General features: G+C 71.1%; 12 protein-coding genes and 1 tRNA gene. All 13 read left to right on the top strand.

Annotation, left to right across the window (positions count from 1 at the left end; translation table 11 throughout):
* Window positions 1-49 precede the first annotated feature (49 nt).
* Entirely contained in the window at window positions 50-1,147 is a 1,098-nt protein-coding gene (gene recA, locus ACPXY0_RS11250; protein ID WP_423924616.1) for a recombinase RecA, read from the top strand.
* An 82-nt stretch (window positions 1,148-1,229) separates the two neighbouring features.
* Window positions 1,230-1,883, top strand: a complete 654-nt coding sequence (locus tag ACPXY0_RS11245; protein WP_423924615.1) for a regulatory protein RecX — start codon at window positions 1,230-1,232, stop codon at window positions 1,881-1,883.
* A gap of 80 nt (window positions 1,884-1,963) precedes the next feature.
* A complete protein-coding gene (gene alaS, locus ACPXY0_RS11240; protein WP_423924614.1) occupies window positions 1,964-4,702 on the top strand; it encodes an alanine--tRNA ligase in 2,739 nt (912 codons plus the stop codon).
* A gap of 4 nt (window positions 4,703-4,706) precedes the next feature.
* Window positions 4,707-5,084 carry a hypothetical protein gene (locus ACPXY0_RS11235; protein WP_423924613.1) on the top strand — a complete coding sequence of 126 codons (378 nt, stop codon included), beginning with the start codon at window positions 4,707-4,709 and terminating at the stop codon, window positions 5,082-5,084.
* Window positions 5,081-5,854 (top strand): SDR family NAD(P)-dependent oxidoreductase, encoded by a 774-nt coding sequence (locus ACPXY0_RS11230; RefSeq protein WP_423924612.1) that lies wholly within the window; start codon window positions 5,081-5,083, stop codon window positions 5,852-5,854. The genes ACPXY0_RS11235 and ACPXY0_RS11230 overlap by 4 nt, the downstream gene beginning before the upstream one ends.
* A gap of 55 nt (window positions 5,855-5,909) precedes the next feature.
* The gene (locus ACPXY0_RS11225) at window positions 5,910-7,277 is read left to right on the top strand and encodes a CCA tRNA nucleotidyltransferase (protein WP_423924611.1); all 1,368 of its coding nucleotides are present in this window, start codon (window positions 5,910-5,912) and stop codon (window positions 7,275-7,277) included.
* Window positions 7,278-7,291: 14 nt separating this feature from the next.
* Window positions 7,292-8,686, top strand: a complete 1,395-nt coding sequence (locus tag ACPXY0_RS11220; protein WP_423924610.1) for a replication-associated recombination protein A — start codon at window positions 7,292-7,294, stop codon at window positions 8,684-8,686.
* Complete coding sequence (hflX, locus tag ACPXY0_RS11215; protein ID WP_423924609.1) at window positions 8,683-9,969, top strand: GTPase HflX; 1,287 nt, start codon at window positions 8,683-8,685, stop codon at window positions 9,967-9,969. The genes ACPXY0_RS11220 and hflX overlap by 4 nt, the downstream gene beginning before the upstream one ends.
* Window positions 9,970-10,025: 56 nt before the next feature.
* Window positions 10,026-10,781, top strand: a complete 756-nt coding sequence (locus ACPXY0_RS11210) for a pyridoxine 5'-phosphate synthase (RefSeq protein ID WP_423924608.1) — start codon at window positions 10,026-10,028, stop codon at window positions 10,779-10,781.
* Entirely contained in the window at window positions 10,778-11,797 is a 1,020-nt protein-coding gene (locus tag ACPXY0_RS11205; RefSeq protein ID WP_423924607.1) for a lysylphosphatidylglycerol synthase transmembrane domain-containing protein, read from the top strand. The genes ACPXY0_RS11210 and ACPXY0_RS11205 overlap by 4 nt, the downstream gene beginning before the upstream one ends.
* Window positions 11,794-12,714 (top strand): 4-(cytidine 5'-diphospho)-2-C-methyl-D-erythritol kinase, encoded by a 921-nt coding sequence (locus ACPXY0_RS11200; protein ID WP_423924606.1) that lies wholly within the window; start codon window positions 11,794-11,796, stop codon window positions 12,712-12,714. Before ACPXY0_RS11205 ends, ACPXY0_RS11200 begins: the two co-directional genes overlap by 4 nt.
* Window positions 12,715-12,777: 63 nt before the next feature.
* Window positions 12,778-12,848 (top strand) — tRNA-Gln (locus tag ACPXY0_RS11195).
* A 3-nt stretch (window positions 12,849-12,851) separates the two neighbouring features.
* Complete coding sequence (locus ACPXY0_RS11190) at window positions 12,852-15,026, top strand: thioredoxin domain-containing protein (protein WP_423924605.1); 2,175 nt, start codon at window positions 12,852-12,854, stop codon at window positions 15,024-15,026.
* Window positions 15,027-15,049: the final 23 nt, after the last annotated feature.

Raw genomic sequence — 15,049 nt, 5'->3', positions numbered from 1 at the left:
GGCGGTCGGGTCGTCGCATACGCGGACCCTCGGAATCCGGGAGAGTGAAATGGGTGTGGAGATGAACCAGGAGCGGAAGAAAGCGCTTGCCGTCGCCCTCAACCAGATCGAGCGGGCCCACGGAAAGGGGGCCATCATGAGACTGGGGACCGATGGGGCCCGGGTCCGCATCCCGGCCATCTCCACCGGGGCGCTGAACCTGGATCACGGCACCGGGATCGGAGGGATTCCGAGGTCGCGCGTCAGCGAGATCTTCGGCCCGGAATCTTCCGGAAAGACGACCCTCACGCTGCATGTGATCGCCAACGCGCAGAAGGACGGGGGCGTGGCGGCCTTCATCGACGCCGAGCACGCGCTCGACGTGGGGTATGCTCAGAAGCTGGGCGTCGACATCGAGAACCTGCTCGTCTCGCAGCCGGACACCGGCGAACAGGCGCTCGAGATCGCGGAAGTGCTCGTTCGGTCCGGGGCGCTGGACGTCATCGTGATCGACTCCGTCGCGGCGCTCGTCCCGCGCGCGGAGATCGAGGGCGAGATGGGGGATTCCCACGTCGGCCTGCATGCGCGGCTCATGTCGCAGGCGCTCCGCAAGCTGACGGGAGCGATCGGCCGCTCGAACACCGCCGTCATCTTCACGAACCAGATCCGCGAGAAGATCGGCGTGATGTACGGGAGTCCCGAGACGACGACGGGCGGCCGGGCGCTGAAGTTCTACGCGTCGCTCCGGCTCGACATCCGCAGGATCGCGTCGATCAAGGAAGGCACGAACCTGGTCGGCAACCGGACGCGCGTGAAGATCGTCAAGAACAAGTGCGCGCCGCCGTTCAAGCAGGCCGAGTTCGACATCATGTTCAACCATGGCGTGAGCCGGGAAGGCCTCCTGGTCGACATGGGCGAGCAGCACGGCATCGTGAATCGCGCCGGAGCCTGGTACTCCTACGGAGACGACGTCCGGCTCGGCCAGGGCCGTGAGAATTCGAAGGCCTTCCTGCGGGAGAATCCCGACATCGCGGAGGAAATCGAGGCCCGGATCCGCGAGGAACTCGGGATGACGGTGCCGGAACCGGACGGTGCCGCGAAGGGTGCGCCCTCGGACAAAGCCGCCGGCAAGGCCGGCGCGTCGATGAATCAGGCGGCGCGCCGCTGAATCGCGGCACCGGCCGCGGCCCATCGCCGGCCGCGGCCGGTGCGGGAAGAGGACGCTGTCCTTTCGGCCCGTCGCACCGCCCATGCCTGAAGTAACCGGTCTCTCCCCGGCGAAGCGCCGGTCCGGCTGGACGGAGATCCAACTCGACGGGGCCGCCCCCTGCCTGCTTCCCGATGAGGACGTGTACCGCCTGCGGCTCGAGGTCGGGGCCGACCTCGGCGAGACCGCACTCGCCGCCGTACGCGCGTCCGCGGCCCGGGCCGAGGCGATGGGAGTGGGGCTGCGATACCTTTCCGTCCGTCCGCGGAGCCGCCGGGAAGTAGAGCGACGGCTGGGGCGGGCTCGCATCGATCCGGCGGGGATCGAGCGCGCCCTGGAACGGCTGGAAGCACTGGGGTATCTGGACGACGGGGAGTTCGCGGCCGCCTTCGCCCGCGACCGTATTCGGCTGCGGCCGTGCGGGGTTCGGAGGATGCGGTCCGATCTCCTGGCGCGAGGCGTGTCGCCCGAGGCTGCCGAGCAGGGGATTCGCGCCGCGATGGCCGAAGAAGGGGTCACGGAGGGCGCGCTGCTCGAGCGCGTCGCCGTAAGGCGGGCGTCGAGGCTGAAGGAGACGGAACCGGCAGCGGCGCGCCGCCGCCTGTTCGCCTATCTGGCGAGGCGGGGGTTCTCCGCGGGGAGCGTTCGGGCCTGGATCGAGGCATATTGGCCTGAGGACGATGGCGCGGGCGCGTAGGGCGGGCGGGGCCGGCGGCTGCCGCCGGGCCGGCCGCCGGCAACGGGAAAACCGAATACAGCGGGTCGGAAGATCAGACGATGAAGGCGGACGAACTCAGGGGCCGGTTCATCTCATACTTCGAGCGACAGGGGCATCTGCACCTGCCCAGCGGTTCGCTCGTCCCCGCGGGTGACCCGACCCTCATGTTCACGAATGCCGGGATGGTGCAGTTCAAGGGCATCTTCACGGGGGAAGCGGAGCGTCCGGGCCCGAGCGCCGTCACCTCCCAGAAGTGCCTGCGCGTCAGCGGCAAACACAACGACCTCGAGGAGGTGGGGCGGACCGCCCGCCACCACACCTTCTTCGAGATGCTCGGGAACTTCTCCTTCGGGGACTACTTCAAGCGCGAAGCCATCCAGTTCGCGTGGGAGTTCGTCACCGACGATCTGGGGCTCGAGCCCGAGCGGCTGTGGGCCACGGTGCATCACGACGACGACGACGCGTTCAAGCTGTGGCTCGAGCTGACGGCGATTCCCGAGGCGCGCATCCGCCGGATGGGCGACAAGGACAACTTCTGGCAGATGGGGGACACGGGTCCGTGCGGCCCGTGCTCCGAGCTGCACTACGACCGGCGGGCGGATCTGGACGACCGGATCACCGATGACCAGTTCGAGGCCGCGGGCGAGACGGACCGGATCATCGAGTTCTGGAACCTCGTGTTCATGCAGTTCGACCGCGCGCCCGACGGGACCGACACCCCGCTCCCGGCACCCTCGATCGACACGGGGGCCGGGCTCGAGCGCATCGCGGCCCTCCTGCAGGGCGTGGGTACGAACTACCACACGGATCTCTTCCTCCCGCTCATCGAGGCGGCACAGGAAGGGCTCGGGCTCGAGTACTCGCTCGCGCCGGAGGACTGGGAGGACGGCGTCGCGTTCCGGGTGCTGGCGGATCACGCGCGCGCCGTCGCGTTCCTGCTCGCGGACGGCGTGTTCCCGTCGAACGAGAAGCGCGGCTACGTGCTGCGCCGGATCCTCCGCCGCGCGGTCCGGCACTACTGGCTTCTGGGGCGCCGCGACGCGATGCTCCACGACCTCGTGGGCGTCGTGGTCGGCCAGATGTCGCCCACCTTCCCCGAACTTGAGGCGCGGCGGGAGCACCTGCTCGCAACCACCGAGGCGGAGGAAGAGCTCTTCCTTTCGACGATCGAGGGAGGGATGAGCGAGATCGACCGCGCGATGCCCCCCGGCGGCACGGGGACGGTGGCGGGCAAGGTCGCCTTCAAGCTCAAGGACACCTACGGCATCCCCGAGGACCTCACCGGCCTCATCGCCCGCGAGCGGGGCTACGACGTCGACTGGAAGGGCTTCGGCGAGGCCCTCGAGGCCCAGCGCGCCAGATCTCGGTCCGGCTCCGGCCAAACCACCAGCATGGACTTATCGGCCGGAAAGGCGGGAGGCACGAAGGGCCCCGCCCGCTCGCGATCCGGTGCCGGCCAAACCCTCAACGTGAACCTTGAGCTCTCACCAGCGGTGGGAGTGGTCGGTCCGGGCTGGGACAAGGCTCTGAGGCAGGAGTTTGTGGGCTACGCGGACCTGGACGTCGAGACGGACTGCCGACGCTGGGCCCGTGGCGGCGTGCACGCGTTCCTGCTGGAACGGAATCCGTTCTATCTCGAGAGTGGCGGCCAGATCTCGGACACGGGGCGGGTGATCGGAGATGGGTGGGCCGTAGATGTGACCTCCGTCTCTAGCGATGAGGGCCGCACCGTGGTGGCAGGGCGGCTGGCGGAGGGATCGCTGCAAGACACCGAGGGTGTGATCGAGGACTCGGTGCTCGCGCAGGTCGACCCTCGGCGGCGCGAGACGGAGCGGAACCACACGGCGACCCACCTCCTGCACGCGGCGCTGCGGCGCCGGCTCGGGGAGCACGTCTTCCAGGCTGGCTCGCTGGTAGCTCCGGATCGCCTCCGCTTCGACTTCAGCCACCGGGGTCCGCTCACCGAAGAGGAGCGGGCGGATATCGAGGGGGAAGTCACCGGGGGGATCCTCGCGAATCCGGAAATCCTCTCCTCGCTGCGGGGGTACGACGAGGCGATCGCGGCGGGGGCGATGGCGCTCTTCGGGGAGAAGTACGGGGATGTCGTGCGGGTGATCGAGATTCCCGGCCTGAGTATGGAACTGTGCGGGGGCACGCATACGCGCACGACGGGGCAGATCGGGTCGTTCAGGATCGTCTCCGAGACGGGGGTCGCGGCGGGGATCCGGCGCATCGAGGCCGTGACGGGGCATGGGGCCTACGAGCGCGAACTCGAACGGGACCGGCTGCTCGCCCGGCTCACCGAGCAACTGCGGTGCCGGCCGGACGACCTGGCGGCCCGCATGGAGCGGCTCCTCGATGAGCGCGACCGGCTGGCGAGCGAGGTGGAGGGCCAACGCGGCGAGGCGACGGTGCGGCAGATCGAGACTCTCCTCGCCGCCGCCGGAACGAACGGAGCCCGGTTCGTGTCGGGGCGCATCGAGGTGCCCGCCGGGACGGATCTGGGCGACCTCGCCGATCGCGTCCGCGGGGGGCTGGGGTCGGGGGCCGCGGTCCTCCACATCGTCTACCCCGACAAGGACCGTCACGCGTTCATGTCCGTGGTGTCGGACGACCTCATACAGCACGGACTCAAGGCGGGCGATCTGGTGCGCGCCTCGAGCCGCGCGACGGGATCCGGCGGGGGAGGTGGGGCCCGCTTCGCGCAGGGCGGGGTGGGAGACCCCACTCTCGCCGAGGAAGGGCTCGGGGCCGCGAGGGCCTTGGCGTCCGCCCGGATCCCGGCTCTGTCCGGTTGATCGCATGAACCTGCCCCACGTGACCGGCCCGTCGATCACACTCGAGACGTGGTTGCAGGCCCGGCTCCGGGAGGCGCCGCCGGAGCTGGCGGACGCGATCCGCTCGCTGGTGGTTGGCGTCCCGAGCGACGACGAGGAGGGGCTCGTGTCCGTGGCCCTCGACGCGTTGGAGACCGTCGCCAACGGGGAGGGAACTCGCAGAAGTGCGATCAACCTGCTGGCGGCCGACGCGATCCTTACGTACGCGCTCGAAGCCGCCGCCGAACCGGGCCTCGGCGGGAGCGCGGCCCGGGCGCTCCGCCTCGCGCGTCGGATCGGTCCGCGCGGCGTGATCGGCGAGCGCTTCCACACGCGCGCCGAGGCGCGGGAAGACGCCGGATGAGCGGGAGTCTGCCCGGGCTGGCGGGCAAGCGCGTACTCGTGACGGGCGGCTCGCGCGGGATCGGCCGCGCGACGGTGCGCTGTCTCGCGGCCTCCGGCGCGTCCGTCGGGGTCGCCTACTACCGGGCTTCGGATGAAGCGCGGCGGGCAGTCGAGGAGGCGCGAGAACTGGCCCCGCGAGGGACCCACTGGTGCGCGGGGGGCGACCTCGCCGAGCCCGCGGAGTGTCGCGCGCTGTTCGAGCGTGCGGACGCCGAGTTCGGCGGCCTGGATGGCTTCGTCGGCAACGCCGGCATCTGGAACGTGGACCCGAGGCCGATCGAGGCGCTGGGTCCGGATGAATGGCGCCGAATGCTCGACATCAACCTCACATCGATCTACGCCGGCACGCGCGAGGCCGCGCGCCGAATGGGCCCGGACTCCCGCATCGTCCTCGTCTCCTCGACCGCGGCCCAGCGAGGGGAGGCGGAGCACAGCCACTACGCGGCATCGAAGGGCGCCATCAACGCGTTCTGCAAGTCGATCGCGACCGAACTCGGACCGCGCTCGATCAACGTGAACGCCGTCGCCCCGGGGTGGGTCGCCACGGACTTGTCCGCGCCCGCGCTCCAGGGCGAGGCGGGCCGTGCCGCCCTGGCCCTGATCCCGCTCGGGCGCGTCGCGACGCCCGAGGATATCGCCGGGCCGATCTGCTTCCTCCTCTCCGACGCCGCCCGTCACATCACCGGCGAGATCCTCAACGTGAACGGCGGCAGCGTGCTGTGCGGCTGAGTCCCGACCGCCCGCGCGGGAACGCTGCGAGGCTCGGGGTTTCAACGGTCCTCCCATGACCGGATTCGATCCGGGCCGCCTCGCGCCGCCCGAAGGTTTTCGGCGGATCGCCCGGCGGCTCGAGCGCGCGGGCCACGAGGCCTGGGCCGTCGGCGGCTCCCTCCGCGACGCCTTCGTACAGCAGATCGGGGGCGGTGCCGATCCGAAGCGGGCGGACTGGGACCTCGCGACGGACGCGCGTCCGGACGAGGTCATGGATCTCTTCCCGCGCACCGTCCCCGTCGGCGTGTCGCACGGGACGGTGGGCGTGCTCGACGGCGGGGTTCTGTACGAGGTCACGACCTTTCGGCGCGACATCGAGACCGACGGCCGGCACGCCCGCGTGGTCTTCGCGTCGTCGATCGAGCAAGATCTGGGCCGCCGCGACTTCACGGTGAACGCGATCGCGTGGCGGCCGGCGTCGGGCCAGGTCCGGGATCCGTACGACGGCCTGGCGGACATCGAGTCCGGGATCCTGCGCGCCGTGGGCGATCCCGGGGCCCGCTTCCGGGAAGACTATCTGCGGGTGCTGCGCGGGTTCCGGTTCGCCGGACGCTTCGGCTGGGCCGTGGAGCTTGGCACGGACGCGGCCCTGCGGGAGGCGGTCGACGGCTTGGCCGTGCTGTCGGCCGAGCGCGTCCGGGAGGAACTGCTGAAGGTGCTCGGCGACCTGAAGCCGTCCGCCGGGCTCGACCTGTACGCGACGCGCGGGGCGCTCGCCCACTGGTACCCGGAGATGCTCGGGCTCGCCGCCGACCGCGACGCGTGGCTGACCGCGCTCGGCGCCGTGGATGCCGTCCCGGCGCAGACACTGAACGTACGGCTGGCTCGGTTGGTCGTATCGGCGGCCGACACGCCGGAGGGGCGCGCCGGGGTCGCAGAGGCGTTGCTGTCGCGGCTCAGATTCTCCAACGCCGACCGGCGCCATGTCACGCGGCTGGCGCGGCTCTTCCTCCCGTTCGTGGGGCCCACGGGCTCCGCCGCGGAGCACCGGCGCTGGCTCGCCTCCGCCGGCAAGGCGTGGGAGGACGTCTTCGCGCTGCACTTCGCCGGGGCGCGCGCCGAAGAGGCGGAGCGGGCGGAGCAGGCGGAGCGCTACCTGGAGGCGACCCGCGAGCGCGTGCGCCGGGAGTGGCTCGAAGCGCCGCCGCTCAGCCTCGCCGACCTCGCGGTCAAGGGCGACGATCTCCTCTCGCTCGGGGTGTCACCCGGTCCTCTCGTGCGGCTCCTGCTCGACGAACTGCTGGAGCAGGTGCTCGAGGACCCGGGCCGCAACGACCGCGGGAGCCTGCTCGGGGAGGCCCGGCGGCTGATCGAGATAGGCGCGCTCACCGAGGCATCCCGGCCGGGCCGCGGATCCGGCCCCCCCCCCCGCCGGCGATGAGCCACCAGGAGCCGATGCCTGACGAACCGAGCTTGTTCCCGGGTCTGGAGCCGCGCGCGCAGCGCTCCGGCGCCGCCGCCGCGCCTCTCGCCGCCCGTGTGCGGCCGCGCTCGCTGGACGAATTCGTCGGCCAGTCGAAGCTCGTGGGGGAGGGCCGGCCCCTGCGCCAGCTCATCGAGAGCGGCCGCGTGCCGAGCCTCATCTTCTGGGGTCCGCCCGGGACCGGGAAGACGACCCTCGCCGGGCTGCTCGCCAGCCGCATGGAGGCCGCGTTCATCCCCTTCTCGGCGGTCACGGACGGCATCCCCCGCGTGCGAAAGATCCTCGAGGAGGCGAAGGCGCGCCGGGTCGCCACCGGCCGCGGTACCGTCCTCTTCGTGGATGAGATCCACCGCTTCAACCGGGCGCAGCAGGATGCCCTCCTCCCGCACGTCGAGCGCGGCGCGGTCACGCTGATCGGAGCGACGACCGAGAACCCGAGCTTCGAGGTCGTGGGGCCGCTCCTCTCACGCACCCGAGTGTTCGTGCTCGACCCGCTGGCGCCGGAGGAAGTCGGCGAGATCTGCGCCCGCGCCCTCCGCGACCCGAAGCGCGGGCTCGGGGCCTACGGTCTCACGATCGATGCGGACGCCCTCTCTCGCCTCGGGATCGAGGCCGACGGGGACGCCCGGAGGGCGCTGAACGCGCTTGAAACGGCGGCGGACCTGGCCCGCGCCAACGGTGCGCCCGCGATCGCCGTCGAGCATGTGGCAGCCGCGCTGCAGAAGCGGTTCGCGCGCTACGACAAGTCGGGCGAGGAGCACTTCAACCTCATTTCCGCCCTCCACAAGGCGGTGCGCGGCTCCGACGTGGACGCGGCCCTCTACTGGCTCGCCCGGATGCTGGACGGCGGGGAGGACCCCCTGTACCTGGCACGGCGTCTCGTGCGCATGGCCTCCGAGGACATCGGCCTCGCCGACCCCGGCGCGCTCGCCGTCACGATCGCGGCGCGGGATGCGTACCACTTTCTCGGCAGCCCGGAAGGTGATCTCGCGCTCGCCCAGGCCGTCGCGTATCTGGCCATCGCCCCCAAGTCGAACGCGGTCTACCGGGCCTTCGGCGCCGCATCCGGCGCGGCCCGCGAGACGCCGGCCGCGCCCGTGCCCCTCCACATCCGAAACGCACCCACGCGCCTCATGAAGGAACTCGGCTACGGATCGGGGTACCGTTACGATCACGACGAGGCAGACGGCGTGGCCCGCCAGTCGTACCTTCCCGAGTCGCTGCGCGGGAGAATCTGGTACGATCCCGGGGACCGCGGGTGGGAAGTCGAGGCGCGGCGCAGGCTCGAGCGTATCCGTCGGCTCCGGGACCGCGCTCAAGTCGGGCCGGGGGAGGCCGCGGAGGAGGAGCTTTCATCGACAGAATGACATCGAACGACGCGACCGAGCGCGCGATCCTGGTCGGCGCGCCGCCCCGCGACATGCCGCAGGAAGCCGTCGACGAGCACCTCGAGGAACTCGCCCGGCTCGCCGGTACGGCGGGTGCGGACGTCCGCGGCGTCGTGATTCAGCGTCTTCGAACGCCCAGCGCCGCGACGTATATCGGCAAAGGCAAAGTCGAGCGACTGGCCCGGATGCTCCACGAACACGAGGCGACGCTCGCCATCTTCGACGAGGAGCTCTCGCCGGCCCAGGGGGCCAACCTCGAAGCCGCACTCGGCATACGCGCGCTGGACCGAACCGAACTCATCCTCGACATCTTCGCGCTCCGAGCCCGGACCTCGGAGTCGAAACTCCAGGTCGAACTCGCCCAGCTTCAATACATGCGGACGCGGCTCAAGCGCATGTGGACCCACCTCTCGCGCGAGGGAGGCGGCATCGGCGCCCGCGGGCCCGGCGAGCAGCAGATCGAGACCGACCGCCGCCTGATCGACCGGCGGTTGGCCCGGCTGCGGCACAAGCTCGACCACATCGCCAGGGCGCGCGTCACCCAGCGCCGCGCACGGAGCGAGCAGTTCAAGGTGGCGCTCGCCGGGTACACGAACGCCGGAAAGTCGTCCATTTTGCGCGGCCTCTCCGGCACCGAGGTCTTCGTGGAGGACCGGCTGTTCGCCACGGTCGACTCGGCGACGAGGGTTTGCGATCTCGACGGGCCCGGCCCGATCCTGCTCACCGACACCGTGGGCTTCATCCGGAAGTTGCCCCACCATCTGGTGGCTTCGTTCAGGGCCACGATGGAGGAATTGTCCGAGGCCGATCTCCTGTTGCACGTGATCGATGCGTCGTCGCCGAACTGGGAGGCGCAGCGGGATGTGGTGGAGGCGGTGCTGGCGGAGGTCGGCGCGGCGGACCGCCCGGTCCTGCACGTCTTCAACAAGATCGACCGGCTCACGCACGAGGAGGAGCGGGCTCTCCGCGAGCGGGCGGTCGCGGCGGCGCGTCCGCACGTCCTGACCTCGGTTCTCGAGGAGGGAGGACTGGACCCGCTGCGCGAGGCGCTCCAGGCCGCGATGCGGGCTCGGCTGGAGACGGTGCGGGTGAGCCTGCCGGCGGGAGATGGCGCCCGGCTCGCTGAAGCCTATCGCGAAGGCGAAGTGCTGGAGCGGGCGTACGAAGAGGGCCGGGTCGTTATTCTTGCGCGCGTGCCGGCCGGCGTGATCGGCCGCTGGCGCGAGAGCGGCCTGGCCGTGGAACAGGCCGACGCCGCCTAGCAACTGCCAGACCCTTTGCCGCGGGCCGCCAGGCCAGGCCAGGACCGGAGCACACCATGGCGAACACCAGTTTTCTGCACCTGATCGACTGCCGGCTCTGCGTGAACATCGACCACGTGGCGACCGTGCGGCAGGCGCGCGGCACCGACGAGCCGGACCCCGTGCGCGCCGCCGTGCTGGCCGAACTGGGAGGGGCGAACGGGATCACCGTGCATCTGCGCGAGGACCGCCGCCACATCCAGGACCGCGATGTCGAACTTCTGCTGAGCACCGTCCGCACCTTCGTGAACCTCGAGCTGGCGGCCCAGGAGGAGGTCCTCGCCCTGGCCGAACGCTGGGAGCCGGGCCAGGCCACCCTCGTCCCGGAGAAAAGGGAAGAGCTGACGACCGAGGGCGGGCTCGACCTATCCGCCGATCCGGCTCGCATCCGCGCCGCGGTGGCGCGGATGCAGGACGCCGGGATCCGCACCTCGCTCTTCATCGACCCGGACCCCGGGGCCGTCGACGCGTCCGCGGAACTGGGTGCCGACGCGATCGAACTGCATACCGGCGAGTACGCCAACGCGCCGGACCAGACCAGCGCCGACCACGAACTGGCGCGGCTGGAGGATGCGGCGACGCGGGCCGCGGCGGTCGGCCTCGGCGTGCACGCCGGGCACGGGCTCACCTATGAGAACGTGCGGCCGGTGGCGGCGATCGGGGAGTGCGAGGAACTCAACATCGGCCACTCGATCGTGAGCCGCTCGGTGCTCGTGGGCATGGAACGCGCGGTGCTCGAGATGTCGGATCTCGTGCGCGAGGCGCGGGGGTGAGAAGCCGGATCACGGTTCTCGTCGGCGTTCTCGTCTCGATCGCCCTCCTCTTCTATGCGCTCCGGGACGTCTCCGCCGCCGAACTCCTGCGACACCTCGGCGAGGCCGATCCGTGGCTGCTGCTGGCCGCCACGGTCGTCGCCACGCTCACCTTCCACCTGCGTGCGATCCGGTGGCGGATCCTCCTCCGTGTCTCCGACGGGCACCTCCCGTTCGCCTCGAGATATGCCGCCGTGTGCATCGGGTTCATGGCCAACAACGTCCTCCCGGGACGTCTCGGGGAGTTCGCCCGCGCCTACTCGCTCACGCGCATCGAACCGGTGTCGCTCAGCGCGTCTCTCGCTTCGCTCGTGGTAGAGCGCCTGCTCGACGCGATCGTCCTCATGGTGTTCCTGGTCCCCGCCTTCCTCATCGGCGGCGTCGACGAGGCCGCGTCGGGCACCCTGAGGGACTTCTTCACGGTGGTCGTCATCCTCGTCTCGCTGAGCCTGATCACGTTCGGGCTGCTCGTCCGTTTCCCGGGCCGCTTCCTGCGGCTGGCGAGGAAGTGGTCCCACCGGCTCGGCCCCGACCGCATGGCGGACCGGATCAACGAGATCCTCACCGCGTTCGTGGAGGGACTGGGCGCGCTGCGCCACGCGCACGTCTTCGCCCGCGCGATGCTGTGGTCGTTCGCCGTCTGGGGCTGGAACGCGTTCTCCTTCTACCTCGGGTTTCTCGCCTTCGACATCCGCGAGCCGGGCTTCGAGGGCGCCCTTGTCCTCCAGACGACCATCAGCTTCGCGGTCGCGATCCCGTCCACGCCGGGCTTCTTCGGACCGTTCGAGACCGCGGCCCGCCTGGCGCTGGAACTGCATCAGATCGAACCGGCGCGCATCATCAGCTTCGCGGCGGGCTACCACATCCTCACCTTCATCCCCATCACCGTGCTCGGGATCTGGTACATGCGGCGGCTGGGGATCAGCCGGAAGGAGTTCGGTCGGAGCGCGGCGCCGACGCCGGAGGCCTCGGGATGACACCCGCCCACGGTGCGCCCGGGCTCATTGGGACCGCCGAGGCGCACGCGAAGATCAACCTGCGGCACCGGGTGTTCGCACGGGACGAGACGGGCTTTCACGGGGTCGAGACGCTGCTCGCCCGCACCAGCCTGACCGACACGGTCAGCCTCTTCGAGGCCGGGCCGGAGGCGGCCGGTGGTGGCGTGAACCTCTCGCTCGAGGGACCGCGGGCGGCCGGCGTGCCCGAGGGACCCGAGAACCTGTGCTGGCGTGCGGCGGAGAGGTTCCTCGAGCGCGCGTTCCCGAAGCGGGGGCGCCCCGCCGTCCATATCCGTCTCGAGAAGCGGATCCCCATGGGCAGCGGCCTCGGCGGGGGGAGCGCCGACGCCGGCGTGACGCTGCGGCTTCTTGCGCGCCGCTGGCCCCGGCTCGAGGAGCGGGATGTGGTGGAACTGGCCGGGGAGATCGGGAGCGACGTGCCGTTCGCGCTCACCGGGGTGCCGATGGCGCTGGGGTGGGAACGCGGCCGCCGCCTCCTGCCGCTGCGGCCGCCACGGCCCCGCCCGGCGCTCCTCGTCTGCTCCCCGATCCACGTCTCGACGCCCGAGGCCTATCGCTGGCTGGGCCGGGGCGACGCGGACCCCGGATCGGCTTCGGTGCTCCCGGGGGCCACCCGTCTGGCGGGCTGGGAATCCCTCGAGCGGCTCATTCGCAACGACCTCGAGGCGCCGGTCCTCGCCCGCCACCCGGAGCTGTCGGAGACCCTCGAGCGGCTCCGGTCGTGCGAGCCGGAGGCGGCCGGGATGACGGGATCGGGCTCCGCCCTGTTCGCTGTCTTCCGCAACGAGGCGGAACGCAGCCGCGCCCGGCACCAACTCTCCGTTGCGGCGGGCGGGCGGATGCCGGAACTCGTGGACGTCCAACTCCCCGTCTAAGGCGTCGGGACGCCGTTTCAGCGATTGACTCGGTCGGGCGCCGCGCGCCATCTTCGGCGCTTCTGGCCCCTCGTCTAATGGCAAGACACCGGCCTTTGGAGCCGGTGATCCAGGTTCGACCCCTGGGGGGCCAACTTATGTCCGACTCCGACTCCGACTCCGACTGCGACTGCGACCCGGCGCCCCGGGACGCCGGGCACCGGGCCAACCGGCTCGCGCGCGAGAAGAGCCCCTACCTCCTCCAGCACGCCTTCAACCCAGTGGACTGGTATCCGTGGGGCGAGGAGGCGTTCGAGCGGAGCCGGGCCGAGAATCGTCCCATCTTCCTCTCGATCGGCTACGCCACCTGTCACTGGTGTCACGTGATGGAGCACGAGTCGTTCGAGGACCCCGACGTGGCGGCGCTCCTCAACCGGGACTTCATCTCGATCAAGGTGGACCGGGAGGAGCGGCCGGACATCGACGGGGTCTACATGACGGTGTGCCAGTTGATGACGGGTCAGGGCGGCTGGCCGCTCACGATCGTGATGACGCCCGACAAGCAACCCTTCTTCGCCGGCACGTACTTCCCGCGCGAGAGCGTGGTCGGCCGCAGGGGGATGCTGGAACTGCTGCCCCGGCTCGCGGGGCTGTGGCGGGAACGGCGGGCGGATGTCGAGGCGGCCGGGGCCTCGGCGCTGCAGGCGGTGCGGGAGGTCGAGGCGCAGGGCATCGGCTCCGCGGACGGGTCGCTGGACGAGGAGACGTTGCGCCGGGGGTTCAGCGATCTGCTGGCGCGCTTCGATCCTCACCAGGGCGGGTTTTCGCGCGCCCCCAGGTTCCCGGCGCCACACCAGCTCCTCTTCCTCCTCCGCTGGAGCGACCGTACCGGCGATCCGCGCGGCGTGAAGATGGTCGAGAAGACCCTCGTGTCGATGCGGCGGGGCGGGATCTTCGACCACGTCGGGTACGGGTTCCACCGCTACTCGACCGACGCGCGCTGGCTCGTCCCGCACTTCGAGAAGATGCTGTACGACCAGGCGCTCCTCGCCATGGCGTACACGGAACTTTGGCAGATCACGGGTGACGAGGCGCACCGGCGCGTGGCCGGGGAGATCTTCGAGTACGTGGCGCGCGATCTCACGGACCCCGGCGGCGCGTTCCATTCCGCGGAAGACGCGGACAGCGAGGGCAGGGAGGGGGCGTTCTACGTCTGGACCCGCGAGGAACTCGACGAGGTGGTCGGCGCGGCGCTCGGCGAGGAGGCGGCACGCCTCGCGCGGCGCGCGTTCCAGGTCGAGGCGCGCGGGAACTTCGCCGACGAGGCGTCGGGACTCCGGACGGGCGAGAACATCCTTCACCTGAGGGAGACGCCCGCGGAGATCGCGGCGGCGCTCGGCGAGGAGGTCACCACCGTCGAGGAGAGCCTGGAGGAGGTCCGGCGGGTCCTGTTCGAGAGACGCGTGACCCGCGTCCGACCGCTGCTCGACGACAAGATCCTCACGGACTGGAACGGCCTCATGATCGCCGCCATGGCCGGCGGCGGACGCGTCTTCGGGGACGAGCCGCTCGTCGAGGCCGCGGCGCGGGCGGCGGACTTCATCCTCGAACGGCTGCGCGACGAAGACGCGCGCCTGCTCCATCGCCACCGGGACGGCGAATCGGCCATCCCGGCCGGGGCGGCGGACCACGCCTGCCTGGCCTGGGGACTCATCGAACTGTACGCGGCCACCTGGGACCCGCGCTGGCTCCGCGAGGCCCGCGGTCTGCTGGACGAACTGCTGGAGCGATTCTGGGATCCGGACCGGCACGGCGTGTTCAACGTGGACGCGGAGCAGCGCGATGTCCCGGTGCGCCAGAAGGAGGTCTACGACGGGGCGACGCCCTCGGCCAACGCGGCCACCTGGTACGCCCTGCTCCGGCTGGGCCGGCTCACGGGCGACCTCGAGCTCCTCGACCGGGCCGAGTCGCTGCGCCGCGCGCTCGCCGGTCCCGTCGGCGGCGCCCCCTCCGCGCACACGATGTCGCTCGTGGCGCTCGATCTGGCGCTGGGGCCGGCGCACGAGGTGGTGGTGAGCGGGGAACCGGACTCGACCGATACCCAGCACATGCTCGCCGCGCTGACGGACCGCTACGGGCCGCGCACGGCGGTCCTCTTCAAGCCGGCGGATGGCGCGGCCGGCGGGCGCGCGGCGGCCGACCTCGAGGCGGTCGCCCCCTTCACCGGGGCGTACGACGTCCGCGACGGACGCGCGACCGCGTACGTCTGTTCACATTTCGCATGCCGCCGTCCGACGACCGATGTAGCGGAGATGCTGAACCAACTTTCCTGATACACCTGATACAGAGGAGTCCG

Origin of the sequence: Candidatus Palauibacter sp. (assembly GCF_965237495.1) — a bacterium.
Lineage (GTDB): Bacteria > Gemmatimonadota > Gemmatimonadetes > Palauibacterales > Palauibacteraceae > Palauibacter.
Note: the sequence above shows the minus strand (reverse complement) of the source record. Positions and strands in the feature narration are given on the sequence as shown.